General features: G+C 48.2%; 21 protein-coding genes and 3 tRNA genes. 2 read left to right on the plus strand and 22 right to left on the minus strand.

The window, feature by feature from the left end:
- Nucleotides 1-42 precede the first annotated feature (42 nt).
- From rpsG to A1sIA79_RS05715, 13 genes are all read right to left on the minus strand, one after another.
- Nucleotides 43-513: a 30S ribosomal protein S7 gene (rpsG, locus tag A1sIA79_RS05655; protein WP_095675226.1), complete on the minus strand. Its 471-nt coding sequence runs from the start codon at nucleotides 511-513 to the stop codon at nucleotides 43-45.
- A complete protein-coding gene (gene rpsL, locus A1sIA79_RS05660) occupies nucleotides 513-893 on the minus strand; it encodes a 30S ribosomal protein S12 (RefSeq protein WP_095675227.1) in 381 nt (126 codons plus the stop codon). Before rpsL ends, rpsG begins: the two co-directional genes overlap by 1 nt.
- A gap of 280 nt (nucleotides 894-1,173) precedes the next feature.
- Nucleotides 1,174-2,136, minus strand: coding sequence for a hypothetical protein (locus tag A1sIA79_RS05665; RefSeq protein ID WP_095675228.1), 963 nt, complete (start codon nucleotides 2,134-2,136; stop codon nucleotides 1,174-1,176).
- 10 nt (nucleotides 2,137-2,146) lie between these two features.
- The gene (locus tag A1sIA79_RS05670) at nucleotides 2,147-2,500 is read right to left on the minus strand and encodes a hypothetical protein (RefSeq protein WP_095675229.1); all 354 of its coding nucleotides are present in this window, start codon (nucleotides 2,498-2,500) and stop codon (nucleotides 2,147-2,149) included.
- Nucleotides 2,501-2,568: 68 nt separating this feature from the next.
- Complete coding sequence (locus A1sIA79_RS05675) at nucleotides 2,569-6,375, minus strand: DNA-directed RNA polymerase subunit beta' (protein WP_095675230.1); 3,807 nt, start codon at nucleotides 6,373-6,375, stop codon at nucleotides 2,569-2,571.
- 14 nt (nucleotides 6,376-6,389) lie between these two features.
- Complete coding sequence (rpoB, locus tag A1sIA79_RS05680; RefSeq protein ID WP_223298143.1) at nucleotides 6,390-9,842, minus strand: DNA-directed RNA polymerase subunit beta; 3,453 nt, start codon at nucleotides 9,840-9,842, stop codon at nucleotides 6,390-6,392.
- Nucleotides 9,843-10,069: 227 nt separating this feature from the next.
- Nucleotides 10,070-10,453, minus strand: a complete 384-nt coding sequence (gene rplL / locus A1sIA79_RS05685; protein WP_095675232.1) for a 50S ribosomal protein L7/L12 — start codon at nucleotides 10,451-10,453, stop codon at nucleotides 10,070-10,072.
- An 18-nt stretch (nucleotides 10,454-10,471) separates the two neighbouring features.
- Nucleotides 10,472-11,119: a 50S ribosomal protein L10 gene (rplJ, locus tag A1sIA79_RS05690; RefSeq protein WP_095675233.1), complete on the minus strand. Its 648-nt coding sequence runs from the start codon at nucleotides 11,117-11,119 to the stop codon at nucleotides 10,472-10,474.
- Nucleotides 11,120-11,328: 209 nt separating this feature from the next.
- The gene (gene rplA, locus A1sIA79_RS05695; RefSeq protein ID WP_095675234.1) at nucleotides 11,329-12,033 is read right to left on the minus strand and encodes a 50S ribosomal protein L1; all 705 of its coding nucleotides are present in this window, start codon (nucleotides 12,031-12,033) and stop codon (nucleotides 11,329-11,331) included.
- 101 nt (nucleotides 12,034-12,134) lie between these two features.
- Entirely contained in the window at nucleotides 12,135-12,563 is a 429-nt protein-coding gene (gene rplK / locus A1sIA79_RS05700) for a 50S ribosomal protein L11 (protein ID WP_095675235.1), read from the minus strand.
- A gap of 39 nt (nucleotides 12,564-12,602) precedes the next feature.
- Entirely contained in the window at nucleotides 12,603-13,385 is a 783-nt protein-coding gene (gene nusG / locus A1sIA79_RS05705; RefSeq protein WP_095675236.1) for a transcription termination/antitermination protein NusG, read from the minus strand.
- Nucleotides 13,386-13,398: 13 nt separating this feature from the next.
- Nucleotides 13,399-13,623 (minus strand): preprotein translocase subunit SecE, encoded by a 225-nt coding sequence (gene secE / locus A1sIA79_RS05710; RefSeq protein WP_095675237.1) that lies wholly within the window; start codon nucleotides 13,621-13,623, stop codon nucleotides 13,399-13,401.
- Between the two features lie 53 nt (nucleotides 13,624-13,676).
- Nucleotides 13,677-13,750, minus strand: a tRNA-Trp gene (locus A1sIA79_RS05715).
- A gap of 163 nt (nucleotides 13,751-13,913) precedes the next feature.
- Between A1sIA79_RS05715 and A1sIA79_RS05720 the strand changes: the two genes are divergently transcribed.
- Entirely contained in the window at nucleotides 13,914-15,107 is a 1,194-nt protein-coding gene (locus A1sIA79_RS05720; RefSeq protein ID WP_095675517.1) for a pyridoxal phosphate-dependent aminotransferase, read from the plus strand.
- Nucleotides 15,108-15,154: 47 nt separating this feature from the next.
- Here the strand turns inward: A1sIA79_RS05720 and A1sIA79_RS05725 are convergent, their stop codons facing one another.
- The 9 genes from A1sIA79_RS05725 to A1sIA79_RS05765 all read right to left on the minus strand — a co-directional run bounded on the left by A1sIA79_RS05725 (nucleotide 15,155) and on the right by A1sIA79_RS05765 (nucleotide 21,299).
- Nucleotides 15,155-16,666 carry a WD40/YVTN/BNR-like repeat-containing protein gene (locus A1sIA79_RS05725; protein WP_095675238.1) on the minus strand — a complete coding sequence of 504 codons (1,512 nt, stop codon included), beginning with the start codon at nucleotides 16,664-16,666 and terminating at the stop codon, nucleotides 15,155-15,157.
- A 134-nt stretch (nucleotides 16,667-16,800) separates the two neighbouring features.
- Nucleotides 16,801-17,817 (minus strand): UDP-N-acetylmuramate dehydrogenase, encoded by a 1,017-nt coding sequence (locus tag A1sIA79_RS05730; RefSeq protein WP_095675239.1) that lies wholly within the window; start codon nucleotides 17,815-17,817, stop codon nucleotides 16,801-16,803.
- 9 nt (nucleotides 17,818-17,826) lie between these two features.
- Nucleotides 17,827-18,717: a glycosyltransferase family 2 protein gene (locus A1sIA79_RS05735; RefSeq protein WP_190277048.1), complete on the minus strand. Its 891-nt coding sequence runs from the start codon at nucleotides 18,715-18,717 to the stop codon at nucleotides 17,827-17,829.
- The gene (locus A1sIA79_RS05740; protein WP_095675240.1) at nucleotides 18,714-19,109 is read right to left on the minus strand and encodes a MaoC/PaaZ C-terminal domain-containing protein; all 396 of its coding nucleotides are present in this window, start codon (nucleotides 19,107-19,109) and stop codon (nucleotides 18,714-18,716) included. The genes A1sIA79_RS05735 and A1sIA79_RS05740 overlap by 4 nt, the downstream gene beginning before the upstream one ends.
- On the minus strand, nucleotides 19,106-19,495 hold the full coding sequence (locus A1sIA79_RS05745) for an FAS1-like dehydratase domain-containing protein (RefSeq protein ID WP_095675241.1): 390 nt from the start codon (nucleotides 19,493-19,495) through the stop codon (nucleotides 19,106-19,108). The genes A1sIA79_RS05740 and A1sIA79_RS05745 overlap by 4 nt, the downstream gene beginning before the upstream one ends.
- Nucleotides 19,495-19,665, minus strand: coding sequence for a 50S ribosomal protein L33 (gene rpmG, locus A1sIA79_RS05750; protein ID WP_017955317.1), 171 nt, complete (start codon nucleotides 19,663-19,665; stop codon nucleotides 19,495-19,497). The genes A1sIA79_RS05745 and rpmG overlap by 1 nt, the downstream gene beginning before the upstream one ends.
- A 99-nt stretch (nucleotides 19,666-19,764) precedes the next feature.
- A tRNA-Met gene (locus tag A1sIA79_RS05755) sits at nucleotides 19,765-19,838 on the minus strand.
- 28 nt (nucleotides 19,839-19,866) lie between these two features.
- Nucleotides 19,867-19,939: transfer RNA gene (locus A1sIA79_RS05760), tRNA-Thr, on the minus strand.
- Between the two features lie 187 nt (nucleotides 19,940-20,126).
- A complete protein-coding gene (locus A1sIA79_RS05765; RefSeq protein WP_095675242.1) occupies nucleotides 20,127-21,299 on the minus strand; it encodes an FUSC family protein in 1,173 nt (390 codons plus the stop codon).
- Between the two features lie 43 nt (nucleotides 21,300-21,342).
- Here A1sIA79_RS05765 and A1sIA79_RS05770 point away from each other — a divergent pair, with 43 nt between their 5' ends.
- The gene (locus A1sIA79_RS05770; protein ID WP_095675243.1) at nucleotides 21,343-21,759 is read left to right on the plus strand and encodes a CoA-binding protein; all 417 of its coding nucleotides are present in this window, start codon (nucleotides 21,343-21,345) and stop codon (nucleotides 21,757-21,759) included.
- The last annotated feature ends 1 nt before the right edge of the window (nucleotide 21,760 follow it).

Consider the following 21,760-nt stretch of genomic DNA (forward strand, 5'->3'; position numbering starts at 1 on the left):
CCTCTTCTCGTCGGATTCTTTAAGTCTTAGATTCTTTAACTATTACCAGCGGTAGTGAGCAAACGCCTTGTTTGCTTCCGCCATTTTGTGGGTATCTTCGCGGCGCTTTACAGCTGCTCCAAGACCATTTGCGGCATCGATAAGTTCATTCTGAAGACGCTCTGACATTGACTTCTCGCGACGATCGCGTGAGTAGTCAACTAACCAGCGAAGTGCAAGAGTTGAAGAGCGTGAAGCTTTTACTTCAATTGGCACCTGGTAGGTAGCTCCACCAACACGGCGTGAGCGAACTTCAACAGCAGGCTTGATGTTCTCAAGTGCGCGCTTAAGAGTGATCAGTGGGTCAACTTCAGTCTTCTTGCGTGTGCCTTCTAGTGCGTTGTAAACAATTGCTTCAGCTGTTGAGCGCTTGCCGTGAAGAAGTACACGGTTGATAAGTGCAGTCACAACTGGTGAGTTGTAAACAGGATCAGCAACTACAGGAGTCTTTACTACGGGACCTTTACGTGGCATTAGCTAGCCTTCTTCTCTCTCTTAGCACCGTAACGTGAACGAGATTGCTTACGGTTCTTAACACCTTGTGTATCTAGTGATCCACGAATAATTTTGTAACGAACACCAGGAAGATCTTTTACGCGGCCTCCGCGAACAAGAACAATGGAGTGCTCTTGTAGGTTGTGACCTTCACCTGGAATGTATGCAGTGATTTCCATTCCGCTAGTAAGACGAACACGTGCAACCTTACGAAGCGCAGAGTTAGGCTTCTTAGGTGTTGTTGTGTAAACACGTGTGCACACACCACGTCGCTGAGGGGAACCCTTAAGCGCAGGTGTTGATGTCTTCGTAGTCTTTTCTGCACGACCACGACGCACTAGCTGCTGAATTGTTGGCACTACTTTTCTCCATTTCGTTTACTGAACTTTTTAATTTCACGCTCATACTTCCGACCCACGCGGTCGGGTGTGTTGCACCCGATTCGCATTTCGCCCGATTAATTTCTTAACAGGAGGAAGCAACAAGCGCGCTAAAAAGCGCAGAGGAGAAAGGTATCGGCAGGGCGCATGAAAGGTCAAAACGGCCCTTTTACTCCGCAAGGTCCCAACACACCCCTATTTTCGAGGTTTTTGGGGCTCGGGCGTGTCGCCGATCGATGAGGGAGAGGGCCTTAAATGCCTACTTTTTTGAAGGCGAAGGCTTAGCCGTTGGAGTGGGCTTTGCCTTCGAGCTCGACTTTGGGCTTGGCGAAGGAGAAGCCTTGGCTTTTGAGCCCTTTTTGGCCGTTGGTGAAGGCGATGGCTTTGCTTTGGAGCCCTTTTTGGCAGTCGGTGAAGGTGATGGCTTGGCTATTGGTGCCAGTTTCTGCGCTGTAGCTTCTGCCGCAGATAATTTCACACATTGCGGATCGAGTTTATTGGCCGGTTGTGAACAAAACTCTTTTGCAAACTCTACGCTTCTTGCAATCTCCTCTGCCTGCGCCTCAGCCTGTATGGCGGCATTTTCTGCTCGAGCCTTCTCTGTCGCAGCATCAATACAGCTTTGTACGAATCTATTTGTTGATCGACTGCAATCATCTGGGGCCAGAAGTGAATCTGCTGCTTTCGTTGCCGCTACTTCAGCTGCATTTTTTGCAGCGTTTTCAGCTACTGCTTTGGCTGCTTCTGCCTCTGCACAGCTCTTAACAGCTCTATTTGTTGTACGACGACAATCATCTGGGGCTAGAAGTGAATCTGCCGCTTGTGTAGCTGCCTTTTCAGCCGCGATTGCGGCTTCACTTGCAACTCTGGCTCTTTCCGTCTCGGCATCAATGCAGTTCTGGGCATTTCTATTTGTTGATCTGCTGCAATCATCTGGAGCAAGTTGTGCATCTGCCGCTTGTCTTGCAGCTTGATTTGCCGCCTCACGATTAGCGCTATCAATTGCCGCCTGTGCTGCAGCGGCTTGACCTGCGGCCATTTCTGCGGCAGAAGCAATCTGTCTGGCTTGCTCTTCGGCTAGGTTCTGAGCAATGCACGCTTCAGTCACAGACTCTGGATAATCTCTACACCCAGCAGAGGCCGCCGTTGGATTGAGCAATTGAATTCCTAGAATTAACAGCAGTGAAGCACAAACTACTGATATCAATTTTCTTGGATTCATGTCTTCTACTTTACTTCAGAGATTGCAATAAATGAATATCTTCTTTCGATTGCTTTAAGGTGAAGATCCAGCGAGCAAAAGGACCACTTTTCAAGGTGATAATCACCCCTTCTCCCCTGCCCCTCATTGCCACAAAATCCTTGAATTTCAAGCCCCGCAGCGTGCCCAACAGAACTACATAGGGAATAGCAGTGCCAGGAGCACGCACTCCGCGAAGAGTGGAAGAGCCCCAAAGTTGATCAACGAATTCAACTTTTTCTATGGCATCAAGTGATGTGCGCGGATTTGAGTGCAGAGCACCCATTTTTTCCCAGAATGAAAGTTGAAGAATTAACTCATTTCCTTCTCTCATCACTCTGGCCATAAAAGAATATTACCGAGAAAGAGAAAGGGCCGCCGCAAATTATGCGACGGCCCTTTCTAGCTAATTACTTAGCGAGGAATTTCTACCTCATCAAGACGTACTGCTTCTCCTGATCCTTGCTGATCAAATGGAGTGAAGTCGTACTCGTCGTAGGCGGCATAGACCGCTGCCTTCGCTTCTTCAGTAGGTTCAACGCGGATGTTGCGGTAACGGGCAAGGCCTGTTCCAGCAGGGATCAACTTACCGATGATGACGTTCTCCTTCAGACCCAAGAGTGGATCAGACTTCTCAGAGAGCGCGGCATCTGTTAGTACGCGAGTTGTTTCCTGGAATGAAGCCGCAGATAACCATGACTCAGTTGCAAGGGATGCCTTGGTGATACCCATAAGTTCTGGGCGACCAGATGCAGCCTTAGCACCAGTTGTCACAACGCGACGGTTTTCAGCTTCAAAGCGACCGCGTTCAACGAGTTCACCTGGAAGCATTTCAGTATCGCCCGCTTCAAGCACAGTAATGCGCTTGAGCATTTGGCGAACAATAACTTCGATGTGCTTATCGTGAATGCCTACGCCCTGTGAGCGATAAACAGATTGGATCTCGTTCACCAAGTGAACTTGAGTTGCACGTGGTCCGAGGATACGAAGTACCTGCTTAGGATCAATTGCGCCGACGACCATCTTCTGGCCAACTTCAACGCGTGTTCCTTCTTCTACAAGTAGCTTCTGACGGCGTGTGATTGGGTAAGCAACTTCTTCGCCACCATCATCTGGTGTCACGATGATCTTCTTACCCTTTGCATCTTCACGGAATGAGACAACGCCAGCAGCTTCTGCGATTGGCGCAACACCCTTAGGTGTACGTGCTTCGAAGAGCTCGACGATACGTGGGAGACCGTGAGTGATGTCATCACCGGCAACACCACCGGTGTGGAAGGTACGCATTGTGAGCTGCGTTCCTGGTTCACCGATTGACTGTGCTGCGATGATTCCGACTGCTTCACCGACTGCAACGAGTTGACCGGCAGCAAGGGAGCGACCATAGCAAGCTGCGCACTGTCCGACCTTGCTATCGCAAGTAAGAACTGAGCGAATCTTTACTTCATCTACTCCTGCAGCAACGAGTGCGTCAATGTTGCGATCGCCAAGGTCGGCGCCGGCTTGGGCAATGACCTCACCGTTGACAGTAATGTCTTCAGCCAATGTGCGGCCATAGACAGAAGTTTCAACGTGATCATGCTTAACCAGGCTGCCAGCTTCAATGCGAGTAGCGATTGGAAGTACGAGACCACGATCGGTTCCGCAATCTTCTTCGCGAATGATGACATCTTGAGCAACATCGCAAAGACGACGTGTGAGGTAACCAGAGTCAGCGGTACGAAGCGCTGTATCTGCAAGACCCTTACGTGCACCGTGAGTTGAGATGAAGTACTCGAGAACAGAGAGGCCTTCACGGAAGTTGGACTTAATTGGGCGAGGAATAATTTCACCCTTTGGGTTTGCAACGAGTCCGCGCATACCTGCGATCTGACGAATCTGCATCATATTTCCACGAGCACCTGAGAAGACCATCATCCAAACTGGGTTTAGACGAGGGAAGTTCTCTTCCATCTCTTTACCAACTTCAGCTGTTGCCTTGGTCCAGATCTCAATGAGTTCCTGGCGACGCTCGTCATCTGTGATGAGTCCCTTTTCGTACTGTGATTGAACCTTGTCGGCTTGTGTTTCATAGCTTTCTAGGATTTCACGCTTACGAGGAGGTGTGACAACATCTTCGATACCGATTGTTACACCAGCGCGAGTTGCCCAGTGGAAACCGAGTGACTTAAGCGCATCGAGTGTCTGTGCCACGGTGACCTTTGGATAGAACTCAGCAAGCTTGTCGACGATTGCGCCGAGTGCCTTCTTAGTTACATCATGATCAACGAATGGGAATTGCTCAGGTAGCGCCTCATTAAAGAGAGCGCGGCCGATTGTTGTCTCGAGAGTTTCTCCCTTAACGCGAATCTTTACCTTTGCTTGCAATGAAACTGAGTGCTGATCATGAGCCATGATCGCTTCAGCGATAGAGCCGAATGCACGGCCTTCGCCAAGTACGCCTTCGCGATCCATTGTTAAGTAGTAGAGACCAAGAACCATGTCCTGGGTAGGAGATGTAATTGGGCGACCATTTGCTGGTGACAAGATGTTATTTGATGACAACATCAAGATACGTGCTTCAGCCTGAGCTTCAGCAGATAATGGAAGGTGGACAGCCATCTGGTCACCGTCGAAGTCAGCGTTAAATGCTGTACATACGAGTGGGTGAATCTGAATTGCCTTACCTTCAACCAGCTGTGGTTCAAATGCTTGGATACCTAAACGGTGAAGTGTAGGAGCGCGGTTGAGAAGCACTGGATGTTCTGCAATAACTTCTTCAAGAACATCCCATACAACTGGACGAGCACGTTCAACCATGCGCTTTGCAGATTTAATGTTCTGCGCGTGGTTAAGGTCTACTAGACGCTTCATTACGAATGGTTTGAAGAGTTCTAGCGCCATCTGCTTTGGCAGACCGCACTGGTGCAGCTTCAACTGTGGACCAACAACGATTACCGAACGACCTGAGTAGTCAACGCGCTTTCCGAGCAAGTTCTGACGGAAACGTCCTTGCTTACCCTTAAGCATGTCTGACAGTGACTTCAGTGCGCGGTTTCCTGGGCCAGTAACTGGACGACCACGACGACCGTTATCGAACAACGCATCTACAGCTTCCTGCAACATACGCTTTTCGTTGTTCACAATAATTTCTGGAGCACCAAGATCAGCAAGGCGCTTCAAACGATTGTTACGGTTAATAACGCGGCGATAGAGATCGTTTAGATCTGAAGTCGCAAAGCGTCCACCATCTAGCTGAACCATTGGGCGCAGATCAGGTGGGATGACCGGTACGGCATCGAGAACCATTGATGCTGGGTGGTTGCTCGTTGTCATAAATGCGTTAACAACCTTCAGACGCTTGATAGCACGAGTCTTCTTCGCGCCCTTGCCGTTCTCGGAAAGGTCAGTGAGCATTGCATGCTCTGTTTCAAGGTCGAAAGTTTCAAGGCGCTTCTTAATTGCAGCAGCTCCCATATCTCCCTTGAAATACATGCCATAGCGATCACGCATTTCGCGGTAAAGATTCTCATCACCTTCGAGATCTTGAACCTTAAGGTTCTTAAAGCGTGACCAGACATCTTCTAGGCGGGTGAGTTCGCGCTCTGCACGTTCACGGATTGCCTTGAGCTCGCGCTCTGCAGATTCACGAACCTTGCGCTTCACATCTGACTTCGCATCTTCGGCTTCGAGTTCAGCAATATCTGCCTCAAGCTTCTTGGTACGAGTATCGACATCAACATCGCGCTTTGTTTCGATCTTCTTGCGATCATTGGCCAACTTCTTCTCAAGCTGTGGCATATCTTCTTCGCGAGCTTCAGCATCAACTTCTGTGATCATGTAAGCAGCGAAATAGATAACCTTCTCGAGATCCTTAGGTGCAAGGTCAAGTAGGTAGCCAAGGCGTGATGGAACACCCTTGAAGTACCAGATGTGAGTAACAGGAGCGGCAAGCTCGATGTGACCCATACGTTCGCGGCGAACCTTTGCGCGTGTTACTTCAACACCGCAACGCTCGCAGATGATTCCCTTGAATCGAACGCGCTTGTACTTACCGCAATAACATTCCCAGTCACGAGTTGGTCCGAAGATCTTCTCGTCGAAGAGTCCGTCCTTCTCTGGCTTAAGTGTGCGGTAGTTGATTGTCTCTGGCTTCTTTACTTCGCCAAAAGACCAATCACGAATATTTTGAGCCGATGCAAGACCGATTCGTAGTTCATCAAAGAAGTTGACATCTAACATGTTTGATTCGCTCCTTAAATTTCTTCTACTGAGCTTGGCTCAACTCGTGACAAGTTGATACCTAGTTCTTCGGCGGCACGGAAAATCTCTTCATCGTTATCGCGCATTTCAATTGCGACACCTTCAGAAGAGAGGACTTCAACATTGAGGCAGAGTGATTGCATTTCCTTGATAAGCACCTTAAATGATTCTGGGATGCCTGGTTCTGGAATGTTCTCGCCCTTCACAATGGCTTCATAAACCTTGACGCGTCCGAGAACATCGTCAGATTTAATAGTGAGCAACTCTTGGAGTGTGTATGCGGCGCCGTAAGCTTCAAGTGCCCACACTTCCATTTCACCAAATCGCTGACCACCGAATTGAGCCTTACCACCAAGTGGTTGCTGAGTGATCATTGAGTATGGACCAGTTGAACGTGCGTGAATCTTGTCATCGACCAAGTGGTGCAGCTTCAAGATATACATATATCCAACTGAAATTGGAGTTGGGTATGGCTCGCCAGAACGACCGTCAAAGAGACGGGCTTTGCCGGAACGACCAATAAGTTGGTTGCCATCGCGGTTTGCAAGTGTTGATGAAAGCAGACCTGAGATTTCATCTTCAAGTGCACCATCGAATACCGGTGTTGCCAGGTTTGTTCCTGGTGCTCCCTTTTCTGCGCCAATCTCCTTAAGGTGATCTGCCCATGCTTCAGAGACTCCGGAAACATCCCAACCTGTCTTTGCAACCCAACCGAGGTGCATTTCAAGAACCTGTCCGACGTTCATACGTCCTGGAACACCAAGTGGGTTCAAGACAACATCGACCGGAGTTCCATCTTCAAGGAATGGCATATCTTCAACTGGAAGAATCTTTGAGATAACACCCTTGTTACCGTGGCGACCAGCAAGCTTGTCACCATCTTGAATCTTGCGCTTCTGCGCAACATAAACGCGAACCAATTGGTTAACGCCAGCTGCAAGCTCGAAGCCTTCTTCTGATTCAAAGATCTTTACGCCGATAACTTTTCCTGATTCACCGTGTGGAACCTTAAGAGATGTATCGCGAACTTCGCGAGCCTTCTCACCAAAGATTGCACGAAGTAGACGCTCTTCTGGTGTGAGTTCAGTTTCTCCCTTAGGAGTTACCTTTCCAACCAAGATATCTCCTGGCACAACATCGGCGCCAACGCGGATGATTCCGCGCTCATCGAGATCTGCCAGAACTTCTTCAGAGACGTTAGGGATATCGCGTGTGATTTCTTCAGCACCAAGCTTGGTATCGCGGGCATCGACTTCATACTCTTCAATGTGAATTGAGGTCAGTACATCGTCTTGCACTAGACGCTGCGAAAGAATGATCGCATCTTCGTAGTTGTGACCTTCCCATGACATAAATGCCACGAGTAGGTTCTTACCAAGAGCCATTTCGCCGTTTTCGGTACATGGACCATCGGCGATTACTGAACCAACTTCCAACTTCTGACCTTCAGTAACTACAACCTTCTGGTTGTAAGAAGTTCCTTGGTTAGAGCGGGTGAACTTAGCAAGTGAATACGTTTGGTAGGTGCCGTCATCGCCCATGACCTTAACTTCATCAGCAGCAACTTCAGTTACAACACCAGCCTTTGTTGCCATGACAACGTCACCGGCATCGACAGCTGCGCGAAATTCCATACCAGTACCGATAAATGGTGCTTCTGCACGCATCAAAGGAACTGACTGACGCATCATGTTAGAACCCATGAGTGCGCGGTTTGCATCATCGTGCTCGAGGAACGGAATCATTGCTGTTGCAACAGAAACCATCTGACGTGGTGAAACGTCCATGTAATCCACTTCATCAGCGATGATGTATTCAACTTCGCCACCGCGACGACGTACAAGTACGCGTGCTTCTGCGAAGTGATTGTCATCTGTCAATGGCGCATTTGCCTGGGCGATGATGTGCTCGTCTTCTTCATCAGCTGTGAGGTAGTCAACCTGATCGGTGACCTTGCCCTTTACAACTTTGCGATAAGGAGTTTCGATAAAACCGAACGCGGTAACGCGACCATATGTTGCAAGCGAACCGATAAGACCGATGTTTGGTCCTTCTGGAGTTTCGATTGGACACATACGTCCGTAGTGAGATGGGTGAACGTCACGCACTTCAAAGCCGGCACGATCACGTGAGAGACCACCGGGCCCGAGGGCTGAAAGACGACGCTTGTGAGTAAGACCTGAAAGTGGGTTTGTCTGATCCATGAACTGTGACAACTGAGATGTTCCGAAGAACTCCTTGATTGATGCAACAACCGGACGGATGTTGATCAAAGTCTGAGGAGTAATTGCTTCCACATCTTGGGTCGTCATACGTTCGCGAACAACACGTTCCATACGTGAGAGTCCGATACGTACTTGGTTCTGAATGAGCTCGCCTACTGTGCGAAGACGACGGTTACCGAAGTGATCGATATCGTCCTTCTCCACGCGAACTTCGCGGCCGTAATCCATTGTCAGATCTCCGCGGTGCAGCGCTACGAGGTAGCGAAGTGTTGCCACGATATCTGAAATGGTGAGCATGCTCTGGGAAAGCTCAAGGTCAAGACCGAGCTTCTTATTAACCTTAAAGCGACCGACCTTAGCCAAGTCATAACGCTTAGGGTTGAAGTAGAGGTTTTCAATAAGGTTCTGTGCAGCTTCCTTAGTTGGAGGCTCACCTGGACGCATCTTGCGATAGATATCAAGAAGTGCTTCATCTTGAGTCTTAACAGTGTCCTTATCAAGAGTTGCCATCATGGAAGCGAAGTCACCAAATTCTTCACGAATTTGTTCATCGGTCCAACCAAGGGCCTTAAGGAATACTGTGACAGATTGCTTACGCTTGCGGTCGATACGAACGCCAACGAGATCCTTCTTATCAACTTCAAATTCAAGCCAAGCACCGCGGCTAGGAATAATCTTTGAAGTAAATACATCTTTATCTGAAGTCTTTTCAATCTGACGTTCAAAGTACACGCCAGGTGAGCGAACAATCTGTGAAACAACTACACGCTCGGTTCCGTTAATAACGAATGTTCCGCGTGGTGTCATGACCGGGAAGTCGCCCATGAAGACTGTCTGAGACTTAATTTCGCCGGTCTCGTTATTTGTAAATTCTGCAGTCACAAAGAGTGGCTGCGCATATGTCATGTCGCGCTCTTTGCAATCAGCAATTGAATGCTTAGGTGGCTCGAAGCGATGGTCACGGAATGAAAGTGACATCGTTCCTTGGAAATCTTCGATTGGTGAAATCTCTTCAAAGATTTCTTCCAAACCGGACTTCGAAGGAAGTTCTCCTCGATTTGTGTTAGTTGATTGTGCAAGACGTGCTCGCCATAGATCGTTTCCTAGTAACCAGTCAACGCTTTCAACTTGCAGCGCGAGCAGATTAGGAACTTCTAGCGGTTCACGGATCTTTGCGAACGAAATACGACGGGGGGCAGTTGAACTCTTTTTCGCGGCCAAGAGATGTCCTTCCAGACAAAATTCACTTTTATGTGGACACGCACAATTAGAAGGTCGCCGCCGCTATATGCAAAGACCTCTAGAAAAATATGCGAAGGGGAAGAGTAACTCCTCACCCCCCGTTGGGGCAAACCGAGTGCTTATACCCCCAAATCCCCCCGCTTGTCTGCCCTTTGGGGATAAAAAAACCCGGCTCCACGAGGGAACCGGGCTTTTTAGTTAAGAATTTACTTAACAGTGACCGTTGCGCCAGCTGCCTCGAGGGCTGCCTTTGCCTTATCTGCTGTCTCCTTATTTACCTTCTCAAGAAGGGTTGCTGGAGTTGCATCAACTAGATCTTTTGCTTCCTTAAGACCAAGTGCTGAGTTCAGGTTACGTACTTCCTTGATAACGGCAATCTTCTGTCCGCCTGCTGCTTCAAGGATGACTGTGAATTCATCTTGTGCTTCTGCTGCGCCGCCGCCTGCTGCTGCGCCACCACCTGCAGCTGCAACTGGTGCTGCTGCTGTTACATCGAACTCTGTTTCAAATGCCTTGACGAACTCTGAGAGTTCAACAAGTGACATTTCCTTGAACTGAGTCATTAAATCTGCTTGTGAGAGCTTTGCCATTTTTTATTGTCCTTTTCTTTATTCCGCTGGAGTTTCTGCTGCATCTGTTGCTTCTGCAGCAACTTCAGCGACAACTTCTTCTGTTACAACTGCTTCAGCAACTGGTGCCTCGGCTGGAGCTTCTGCAGCTGGTGCCGCTTCTGCTACTGGAGCTGCTGCTGCAACTGGTGCTGCAGCTGGTGCTCCTGCTTCCATCTTGATGCGAAGTGCATCGAAAGTACGCGCTGCCTTAGCAAGCGATCCCTTCATAGCACCAGCAAGCTTTGCAAGAAGTACTTCGCGAGACTCGAGGTCTGCGAGCTTCATGATCTCTGCTGTTGTAACAAACTTTCCTTCGTAGATTCCACCCTTAATGATTAGGAGTGGGTTCTCTTTCTGGAAGTTCTTCAGGTTACGAGCTGCATCGATTGCATCGCCCTTAATGAATGCAACAGCTGATGGGCCAGCAAGGAGATCATCAGAGATCTCAACGCCAGCATTCTTTGCTGCAATCTTGGTAAGAGTGTTCTTTACGACGCTGTACTTGGTATCTGAACCAAGGCTGCGGCGTAGCGCCTTCATCGAAGTCACGGTCAGACCGCGATATTCGGTGAGGTAAGTCGCTGTAGCTGACTTGAAATCTTCAGTCATTTCAGCAACTGCTGCTGCTTTATCTGGGCGAGCCATTCGGTTCACCTTTCGTTAGTTGTTCAAGGTGACTACAGGCAATAAAAAAATCCGTGACGCGTAAATGCGCACGGATTAATGTGAACACCTACGCGGGCTGAGATTCCTCAATTATCTTGAGCTCTTGCGAGCTTAAGACCTGCGGTCTTTGGTTATGGGTAAATCTTAAGCAGGGGATTGGAACTGGTCAAATCCCCTGCCTAATAGAGCTAGTTAGCTGATGGCTCGCGTGTGAGGTTTGGATCTACCGCGATTCCAGGTCCCATCGATGATGAGACAACAGCCTTGGCGATGTAGCGACCCTTTGATGAGTTTGGCTTCACGCGAAGAACTTCTTCCAGGGCAGCCGCATAGTTATCTGCGAGTTGATCTGCAGTAAATGATGCCTTACCAATGATGAAGTGAAGGTTTGAGTTCTTATCAACGCGGAATTCAATCTTGCCGCCCTTGATGTCATTGACAGCCTTAGTGACATCTGTTGTCACTGTTCCTGTCTTTGGGTTTGGCATGAGGCCACGAGTTCCAAGAACTTTACCGAGACGACCAACCTTGGCCATCAAATCTGGTGTTGCAACAACTGCATCGAAATCTAGGCGACCCTTTGATACTTCATCAATGAGTTCATCGCCTCCGACGATATCTGCACCAGCAGCACGTGCTTCTTCGGCACGCTCTCCGTTAGCAAATACCAAAACGCGTGCTGTCTTTCCTGTGCCGTGAGGCAAGTTAACAGTTGAGCGAATTGCTTGGTCAGCCTTCTTTGGATCCACACCTAGTACGAGTGCTACCTCAATAGTTGAGTCGTACTTAGTTGTAGTTGTCTCTTTCGCAAGCGTGACTGCTTGAAGAGGTGTGTAGAGGTGGTCTTTGATGACCTTCGCTGCTACTTCGGTGTACTTCTTTGAGCGCTTCATATCTTCCTTCTTTCTTGTATCGCTACAAGTTTTCGGTTGTGGTTAGCGAACCAGCGCGGTTCTCCCACATCTTCTCGCCACTGTGGCAAGAAGAAATTTACTTATGAGACTGTGATTCCCATTGAACGGGCAGTACCGGCGATGATCTTTGCTGCTGCATCGATATCGTTGGCATTGAGGTCAGCCATCTTTGTAGTTGCGATCTCCTTGACCTGAGCCATGGTGATATTTGCAACCTTAGTCTTGTGCGGAATAGCAGATCCCTTTTCAACGCCAGCTGCCTTAAGGATCAAGCGTGATGCTGGAGGTGTCTTGGTGATGAAGTCGAATGAGCGATCCTCATAGACGGTGATTTCAACCGGAATGATCTGGCCCTTTTGTGATTCAGTCGCAGCGTTATATGCCTTGACGAACTCCATGATGTTGACACCATGCTGACCAAGTGCCGGACCTACAGGTGGTGCAGGTGTTGCTGCGCCAGCTTGGATCTGCAACTTGATGAATCCGGTGACCTTCTTCTTTGGTGCCATTTCGCTTCTCTTTTCCTATTCGTATTTTCGTAAAGTTCGTTAGAGCTTCTGTACCTGGGTAAATGAAAGTTCTACTGGGGTCTCGCGACCGAAGATAGAGACCAATACCTTGAGCTTTGCCTGCTCTGGCATGATCTCAGAAATTGATGCTGGAAGTGTGGCAAATGGGCCATCCATTACGGTGACTGATTCTCCTACTTCGAAATCAATAAATTTAATGTCTGCTTTATCGGCAGCTTTCTTTGGACGTGGTGCAAGAATCTTCTCGACCTCACCCATGCTCAGTGGACTTGGGTTGTGCGCGTTACCAACGAAGCCTGTGACTCCAGGAGTATTACGAACAACTGACCAAGATTCATCAGTGAGATCCATGCGAACAAGGACGTAGCCAGGATAGATATTGCGCTTAACCATCTTGCGCGCACCGTTCTTAACTTCCATTACCTCTTCTTCTGGAACTTCGATCTGGAAGATGTACTCCTCCATGTTCAGGGTGTGAATACGGTTGGCCAGGTTGCCCTTTACCTTCTTCTCATATCCAGCATAAGAGTGGATGACATACCAATCACCGATTGCGGCACGAAGTGTGCGGCGGAACTCAGCGTTGGGATCATTCTCATCAGATTCAATATCGCCATCTTCATCACTTGCGAGCGCCAAGTCTGAGGTTGACTGGTCAGAAGTTGACTGGTCATCGATAGCTTCAGAAATTGGCTCGGCTACAAATTCAGCAACAGGGGTTGCAAGATCATCAGCGTTGGCAGCAAGGGCTGCCTCAAAGGCATCTGGCGCCGGAGTATTAGAAGTAATCTCTTCAGTCATCTCGCTCAATTCCTTATCCGAATACCCAGAAGACAACTTTGGTAAGAACAAAGTCGATAACTGAAACGACAGCAATAATAAAAGTTACAAAGACGAGCACGACGGCGGTGTAGGTGGTCAACATATTTCGGGTTGGCCAAACAACCTTCTTTAGCTCGGAAAGAACTTGGCGGTAGAAAAGTCCAACGCGCGCAAAAATCCCGAGCTTCTCCTCGGTAACTTCAACTGCACCAGTCATGATCTTCCTTCTCTTTCATCGTTCATTCGGTACATCCGGTGTAAAACATCTTGCAGGGCAGGAGGGACTCGAACCCCCAACCGGCCGCTTTGGAGACGGCAACTCTAGCCAATTGAGCTACTGCCCTTCGCGACGAATTTTCAGGCGCGCCAAGGCGAGGAAGAAAATCATCGTGAGCGTCGAAGTGTAAGGGCAGGGGGCGGCTGGAGTAAAACTGGCTAATTCTGAGGTGGCCAGTACCACCATTTCTGAGCGTGCCAGAGATGCAGGCCATGGTGCAGACTTCGCGTATGAGCAGAATCTCCGCACGAATTTCAGCTATCGCAGAGTCAGCCACATTGGCAGTAGATGCAAAAGCGAAAGCACTCAAAGCAGCAGGTCGACCAGTTATTGGATTCGGAGCTGGTGAACCAGATTTTCCCACCGCTGATTACATTATCGAAGCAGCTGCTGCTGCAACCAGAGTCGGCGCAAATCATCGCTACACACCCACACCTGGCCTTGCCGAACTACGTGAAGCAATTGTGGCAAAGACAAAGCGTGACTCACATTATGAAATTACCGTCGATCAAGTTCTTGTCACCAACGGTGGCAAGCAAGCGGTCTATCAAGCATTTGCCACAATTATTAATCCAGGTGATGAAGTCATTTTACCTTCACCATTTTGGACAACCTATCCAGAAGCAATCAAGCTTGCTGGTGGAAAGAGCGTTGAAGTATTTGCAGATGAGTCACAAAACTATTTGGTGACAGTTGAACAGTTAGAAGCAGCCCGAACACCAAAGACGAAGGCTTTACTGTTTTGCTCTCCTTCAAATCCAACAGGTTCGGTCTATTCACCTGAGCAAGCAAAAGCAATTGGCGAATGGGCTGTGAAGAACAATGTGTGGGTCATCTCAGATGAGATCTATGAGCACCTGCTCTATGACGGTGCAAAAGCTCCATCACTTCCAGTATTGGTTCCCGCACTTGCTGATACCTGCATCATCATCAACGGTGTTGCCAAGACTTATGCAATGACTGGTTGGCGTGTGGGTTGGATGATTGGGCCAAAAGATGCCATCAAAGCGGCAACAAATCTTCAGTCTCACCTGACATCAAATGTTTCCAATGTTTCACAGCGCGCAGCGATTGCCGCAGTTTCTGGAAACCTTGATGAAGTACACAAGATGGGTGAAGCATTTAACCGTCGCCGCAAATTAATTGTTGGCCTTCTCAATGAGATTCCTGGCTTTGATTGCCCCACACCACAGGGTGCTTTCTATGTGTATCCATCTGTGAAGGGCGCACTAGGTAAAACTATTCGTGGCAAAGTTGCTAATACTTCGGCAGAGCTAGCCACAATCATCTTAGAAGAAGTTGAAGTTGCTGCCGTTCCAGGAGAAGCCTTCGGGCCTTCGGGATACTTGCGATTCTCCTATGCCACCAGCGATGAAGATATCGTTGAAGGTATCGGGCGGATCAAGAAGTTACTTACAGAATAGGGATAAGCACTCACACGGAAGTTTGTGATAACGAATTCCAATTAATTTTAGGCTCCTGGAATTAAAATCTTATAAATTGAATCTCCGGAGCCATATGAATACTTACCTAAGAAAAGGTACTTCCCGTCACTAGAAATAGCGGATGAATACCAATAATTTGAGCCCGTACCAACACCAGTTATTTCATTCCAAGTTGATCCATAGTCTACAGATGCATAGATATCACCATTAGCGGAAGCAACAGCCATCACTCGCCCATCACTAGTCATAGAAGCAGTTTGCCAATAGCTTGATATAGGAGTGCTCAGTTTATTCCAATTAGTTCCCCCATCGGATGACAAATAAACAAAATCATTATGTGCAGCACCAAGAATGTAGGATCCATTACCTGAGACCGCGAAACCCTTCCAATATCTACTACCCGCACCGCTTAGAACATTCCAGGTTGATCCACTATTGTTAGATTTCCAAATCTGGCCGTTGTAATGTGCCACGTATAAAGTGGAGGCATCACTTTTCATAGCAACCGCGTATGCGCTTTCAATACTTGCTCGTTGAATATTTTGCCAAGTGGTCCCAGAATCAGCTGAGAATTTATAGACTCGCCCATTGTTTGTGCTTGGAAAAATTGCATCGTAGCCATCGCTCGTAAATATCGAAGATCCGTTTTGTGACATAGTCATGTACTCAAAACTAGAGTAGCCGTCATATGCATATTTCAAATTCCAAGAAACTCCGCCATCTGTAGATAAATATAGTCTTCCATAAGCACCGGCGGCGGCAACGGTCATTCCGTTTGCAGATGTGACAATACTCATCGAAGGATATGGCAATGAGGTTGTTGACCAAGTAGTTCCGGTATCGGTGGAAATATGGACACTATTTCCAGATACTGCATAGAGTCTTGAACCCGCGCTAGCAGAAGCAATACTTGGGTAAAGATCTGACGAGCCAACTTTGGTGAAAGTTGTATTCAAGCTCAAAGATGCAGAGCCATTGTCATTTGGTGGAGGTGGATTCCCTGAAGTCTCAACTGTAATTTTATAGACATTCGAGGAAAGAGCGGCGGGTGAAGCGAAACTTGCCGTGAACGATCCTGCTGTTTGTGAATCTGCAAGTGAAAGCCCGGACTGATTTGCCGCTACCTCAAATGAAGAATTGTTATCTGTTATTGATGCACTTGTATTAGTACTAAACAATGTAAGAGGCGATGAGCTTGAATTGTCGTATGCCTTAATAGTGAAAGTCACTCCGCTACAAGCTGCTGCATCAATATTGCTTAGCTGGAAAGCTGAAAAATAGAATGTTCCGCTACTACTTCCATTTACAAAACTTGAGTAGGGGGTCAAAGTAACTGTGCTGTCACAAACTGTGGAAACTGCAATTCCTTGCCCAAACTCAACAGACTGACCTGAATTAATGCTCAGATTTGCAGCAAGAGTGCTTTGAAAAAAGAAGGCAGCGGCAATGACGACCACAAATGAGGTCAAAAACTTGTTGTTGAAAATACTTCTGGAATTTTTCTCGATGGGATCATCATGGTAGAAATCATCGGACATGACTTTCACCTTATTCCCACATATCGAGTCTCATTGACCTTGCTTGGAATGCAATACGTACAGCTAGCGTACGCGCTTTAGGGAATTAATCTAGAGGGGCAGTAGAAGCACCTACACGCTCAATCACGACTTGTTTACAGAGTAACTCCAACTAAATTAACTTCCGTCTCTAAGGTAATACCAAACTTCTCATAGACCTTCTCTTTGGCAACGTGTGCCAGCTCGAGAATATCGTTGGCAGTTGCATTACCGGCATTAGTCAGCGCTAGAACATGTTTTGTCGAAACTCTTGCGCCACCGTGTGCATCACCTTTATGTATCCCTGAGTTTTCAATCAGCCAGGCAGCGCTTGTTTTCACACGACCATCAGGTGTTGGCCACTGGGGCGCTTCTGCTGGAAGCTTCGCTGCCACTTCTGGCGAAACAATAGGGTTGGTAAAAAATGAACCGGCAGACCAGGAATCACGATCTGTTTTGTTAAGCAGCATTCCCTTCATAGCACGCAGCTCTAATACCGCTTTACGAGTGGCCGCTACTGGTGCTTTCTCGCCCACTTCAATTCCTAATTTTGTGGCAAGTTCGGAATAGGTAATCGGTGTGGTGATTTCACCTTGGCGCAGATTGAATTGCACATCAAGAATGACATAACGCCCGGGATGAGATTTGAAGTGAGAGTTACGATATTCAAATTCGCACTCAAGGTTGGTAAATGTTTTGATCTCTTTCTTCTGGCGATCATAGGTGCGCACCCGAGTGATGAACTCTGAAACCTCATGTCCATAGGCACCAATATTTTGAATAGGCGCCGCTCCCACACTGCCTGGAATTCCACTCAAGGTTTCCAGGCCGGCAAAGCCACGTTCAAGTGTGGTCTTAACAAAATCATCCCAATTTTCACCAGCACCAATGGTCAGTGTTGCACCGCTACATGCATCAATTTCAGATTGCAGCGAATGATTCACAATTCGGATAACGGTGCCCTCAAAGCCAGTATCTGAAACTAAAATATTTGTTCCACTACCAATAATAAGTATTGGGGAATCGCCAGCGGTTTCAATGGCAGCGATGATCTCTGCTTCGGTGCCTACTTCGACAAACTTTTTGGCAGGCCCGCCTACGCGTAGTGATGTGTAATCGCGTAAATCGGCCATGTGCTTAGGCTACCTGCGCGGACTCAATATCGCAGTCTTGCCTCTGAAGCGCTCAAGAATGCGGTCGTAATTCTTCTTCGATTGCACTTCGCGATATTCAGGCTCGCTGTCGTGATATCCATGATGGCGACCTTGTTCAAGGGGTAGCTCCATCTGCAGCAAGCGGCCATTTCCATGACGAAGAGTGAGCGAGAATTCAATATCTGCATTGCGATAGAAAAGTGCGCGATTGCTAAATCCACGCACGGCCAGAGCATCCTCACGATGCATCGCCATGAAGTAACTAAAGAGAACATCTACTTCGCCGGCACCTTTATCTTCAGTACTGCGCCAATCATCTTCCAGATTTACTAGTCCCCCGCGCCAGCCGACAGCAACAAATTCTCTTTTTTGTAGTTCAGCAAGCACTGGCGTAATTGCATCACCAGTGAAGGTCGTCGATGGATCCATGATGATAATAAATTCACTTGTCACATTGCGCAGGAGCGCATTGGCATTCTCGCCCCAGCCAAAGTTTTCATTGACTTGAACTAGTGATGTGCGTGAATCTAGTTGATCAACAAGAATTCCAGGATCGCCAATTACCAGGATGGCGATGGCGCATTGGCTATGGGCCTTAATCGATTCAATACATGTCACTGCATCCTCGTGGAATCCCTCCACAATGATTGCCACTGTAATCTCGAATTTGCCTGAATTAATCGGGCGGATATCGCGAGTGGATTCATAGACTGGAAAACGCTTCTTAGGACGCAGTTCATATCCCCCAGCGCTATCAACAACTTCAAAACCGGCAGCTGCAATCTCATCGCGCAGTTGATCAGAGAGGGCAAAGTTTTTCTCAGCGCGAGCAGCTAATCGAGCCTTGGCTAACTCGTGTACCAAATCGGGTGCACTCACTTTCGCACCACCGCTTTTGCCATTCCAAGTACTTTCACGCCAGCAGAGGTTGCACTTACGGTCAGTGAAATCTTTCCATCGACTATTTCACTCACAGTTGCACTCACAGTCAGGTCAACGTTTTCACTTGCAGGAATGATTACTGGCTTGGTAAAGCGAGCACCAAATTCAAGAACGTTGGCGGCGCCCCCGGCAAAGTCAGAGATGTATTTACCCACCAGTGCCATGGTGAGCATGCCGTGGGCAATAACGTTAGGAAGGCCCACAGATACTGCAAACTCTTCATTTTGATGAATTGGGTTCTGATCACCTGAGGCATCGGCATAGCTTTTGAGCATCGCGCGATTTATATAAAAGACTTGTTCTGGCAACACTGTGCCCACCTCAATCATGCGCGCACCACCAATGTGGACCAGGCAGATATCACAAGGGCGCCTTCACGATGTAGATCAGAGCGAACAGTGACAATTTCATTTCCAGCAGCGACTCGGTAACTTTCAATAGTTGCAGCGCAGGTAAGTCCATCGCCGGCTTTTACCGGTGAAAATATCTCAAACTTCTGATCACCATGAACTAGGCGTGACCAATCAAGGCCAATCTCTGGTTGGGTGAGGATTTCTTCAAATTGAGTCAGTGTGATGCGGATAGAAAATGTAGGGGGAGCAATCGATGTATCTGTTTCGCCAATAACAGCACAGAAGGCATCGATTTCAGATTGAGCAATTTTTAGGACATCTGTACCGGCGAAGGTGCGCCCGACCGAATCGGGGTTGAGCATTAGCGGGTTTCGCGGTGAAGAGTTGAAGACTTGCAACGTGGACAGAACTTCTTGAGTTCCATGCGGTCTGGATCGTTGCGGCGGTTCTTCTTGGTGATGTAGTTACGCTCTTTGCAATCCACGCATGCCATGGTGATTTTTGGACGTACGTCCGCGCTCTTACTTGCCATGGTCTTAACTCCTTCGTAGATGTTGCACTAAGCGGGGCTCAGATTACCCGAGCAACCTTCATTGGTGAAATCCGTGCGTATTTCGCACTTGATTATTAGTAGCGGAGGCGGGATTTGAACCCACGACACAGCGATTATGAGCCGCTTGCTCTACCAAGCTGAGCTACCCCGCCAAGGGCGTGCATATTAAATTGTTGTTCGAGCCCCCCACCGGAATCGAACCGGTGACCTTTTCCTTACCATGGAAACACTCTACCGACTGAGCTAGGGGGGCAATGGTAGAGAGTGAAGTCTAGGGCTTAAGGCCTAAAGTGAAAAATTGCCGTGGCAAATGAGTTAATTACAGGAGCAGCGATCGGCTTCCGCGACTCCCATTAAGGCCTCTTCTATATGCTCCCCGCAGCCTTGCCATGTTGGTTTTGCGCACTTGGTGCATTGAACTTTGCTACACATATTTCCTCCTAGAAATACTTTCTGAAAAACTTCCTAATCTTATTCCGAATCGTAGAAGTTTGCTGCATGGGCGAAAGCTTGAGCACTCGGTCTTTGGCTGGCTCATCAGGTGTGATGACATCTGTGATGGCAGGAGAGTTCTGATCAAGTGAATCCGCAATTCTGCCGATATTGGCAACAATAGAGAGCCCGCGGACAATCTGATCTTGGTCAACATCATCTCCATCTTCAATCAGTGTTCCGGCCAGGACTGAGCCTGCCTCACGTGCATCATCTGTCGGTGAAGAGGAGTCATCATTGATGTCATCCGGTATCTCGACGTGGGCAGAGATTGCATAGCTTGCCGCCGATAGTGCCACTGCAATTTGCTTCTGCGTTGAATCTGCAATCCCTCCCTCTACCGCGGAATCAAAGAGAGTTCGGGCAATCATGCGCACCTGAACCAAGGTGTGCTCGGCGGCAATTCCTTCAATGTAGATATCTTCGGCTTCATCTTTTTCAGCAGTAGGAAACCATCTCGCATGACTTCGAGCTTCCACTGATTGCGCGCGGATGGCCGGAACTTCTTCCACTAAAAGTCGCGCACGTGCCAACCAGCTGCCGGCATCCTTCTGGGTATATCCGGCGGCAACACCTTCTGACATTTCAGCAAGAAGAGCTGCTGCTTTAGTGCTCACATTTCTGATCTGGATTTGGGCACGTCCCACCGGAGTATTGGGATGTGAAAAGTAGGAGAAGAGGATTGCGATTGCGGCACCGATGAGAGTTGATCCCAGTCTGTGAACCGCAGTGCTCTGCGAAATTCCTGGACCAATAACAATCAGTGCTGTTACCGGCACGTTCACCGAAGCAACTTCACCAAGATGCAGCGCTCTTGCAATGACGGCGCAGAAAATAATTGTTGTGGCAACTGCGATAAAGCCAAAGTTAAAGACACTGACGGTAAAGAGTGCGATACCTGCACCGACAGCTGTTCCGACAATTTGACCAAAACCCTCACGCATAGATTTATGTAGTGAGATGCGGATACTCAAGGTGCAGACGATGGCAGCGACTACCCCACCATCTTCGATGAGTAGATCTCCCACAAACCAAGAAACGCCACCTGCTAAACCGGCAACAAGAATCTGGCGAACCCAGTTCTTCCGGTTCTTAAAGAGGTTAACTATTTTTCTAAACATTAAGGAGGAGTTTACGCCCAACCAACCCCTTTATGATTAATCCATGCCCGGCCACGTGACTGATAACACCCAGATTCGCAACCTAATCAAAGAATCAAGAACGATTGCGATTGTGGGAGTTTCCGATAAGCCTGAGCGGCCAAGTTATGGTGTGGCCAAATACTTACTTGAACACTCGCATTACACAGTCTTTCTTGTAAATCCGATGCTAGAGACAGCACTTGGAGAAAAGGTTTATCACTCACTGAGTGAAATCCCAGAACATATCGACTTAGTTGATGTCTTTAGAAAACCTAGTGACTGCATGGAAGTTCTTGCAGATGCAATCGCAGTTGGCGCAGATGCAATCTGGCTGCAGCTCGGAATTACTAGCCCAGAAGTTTTAGAGGCAGGAACTGCAGCTGGAATGAATGTGGTGATGGATCGGTGCCTGAAGGTTGATTACAGTAATTTCTTATAGT

The organism is Candidatus Planktophila versatilis (genome assembly GCF_002288105.1).
Lineage (GTDB): Bacteria > Actinomycetota > Actinomycetes > Nanopelagicales > Nanopelagicaceae > Planktophila > Planktophila versatilis.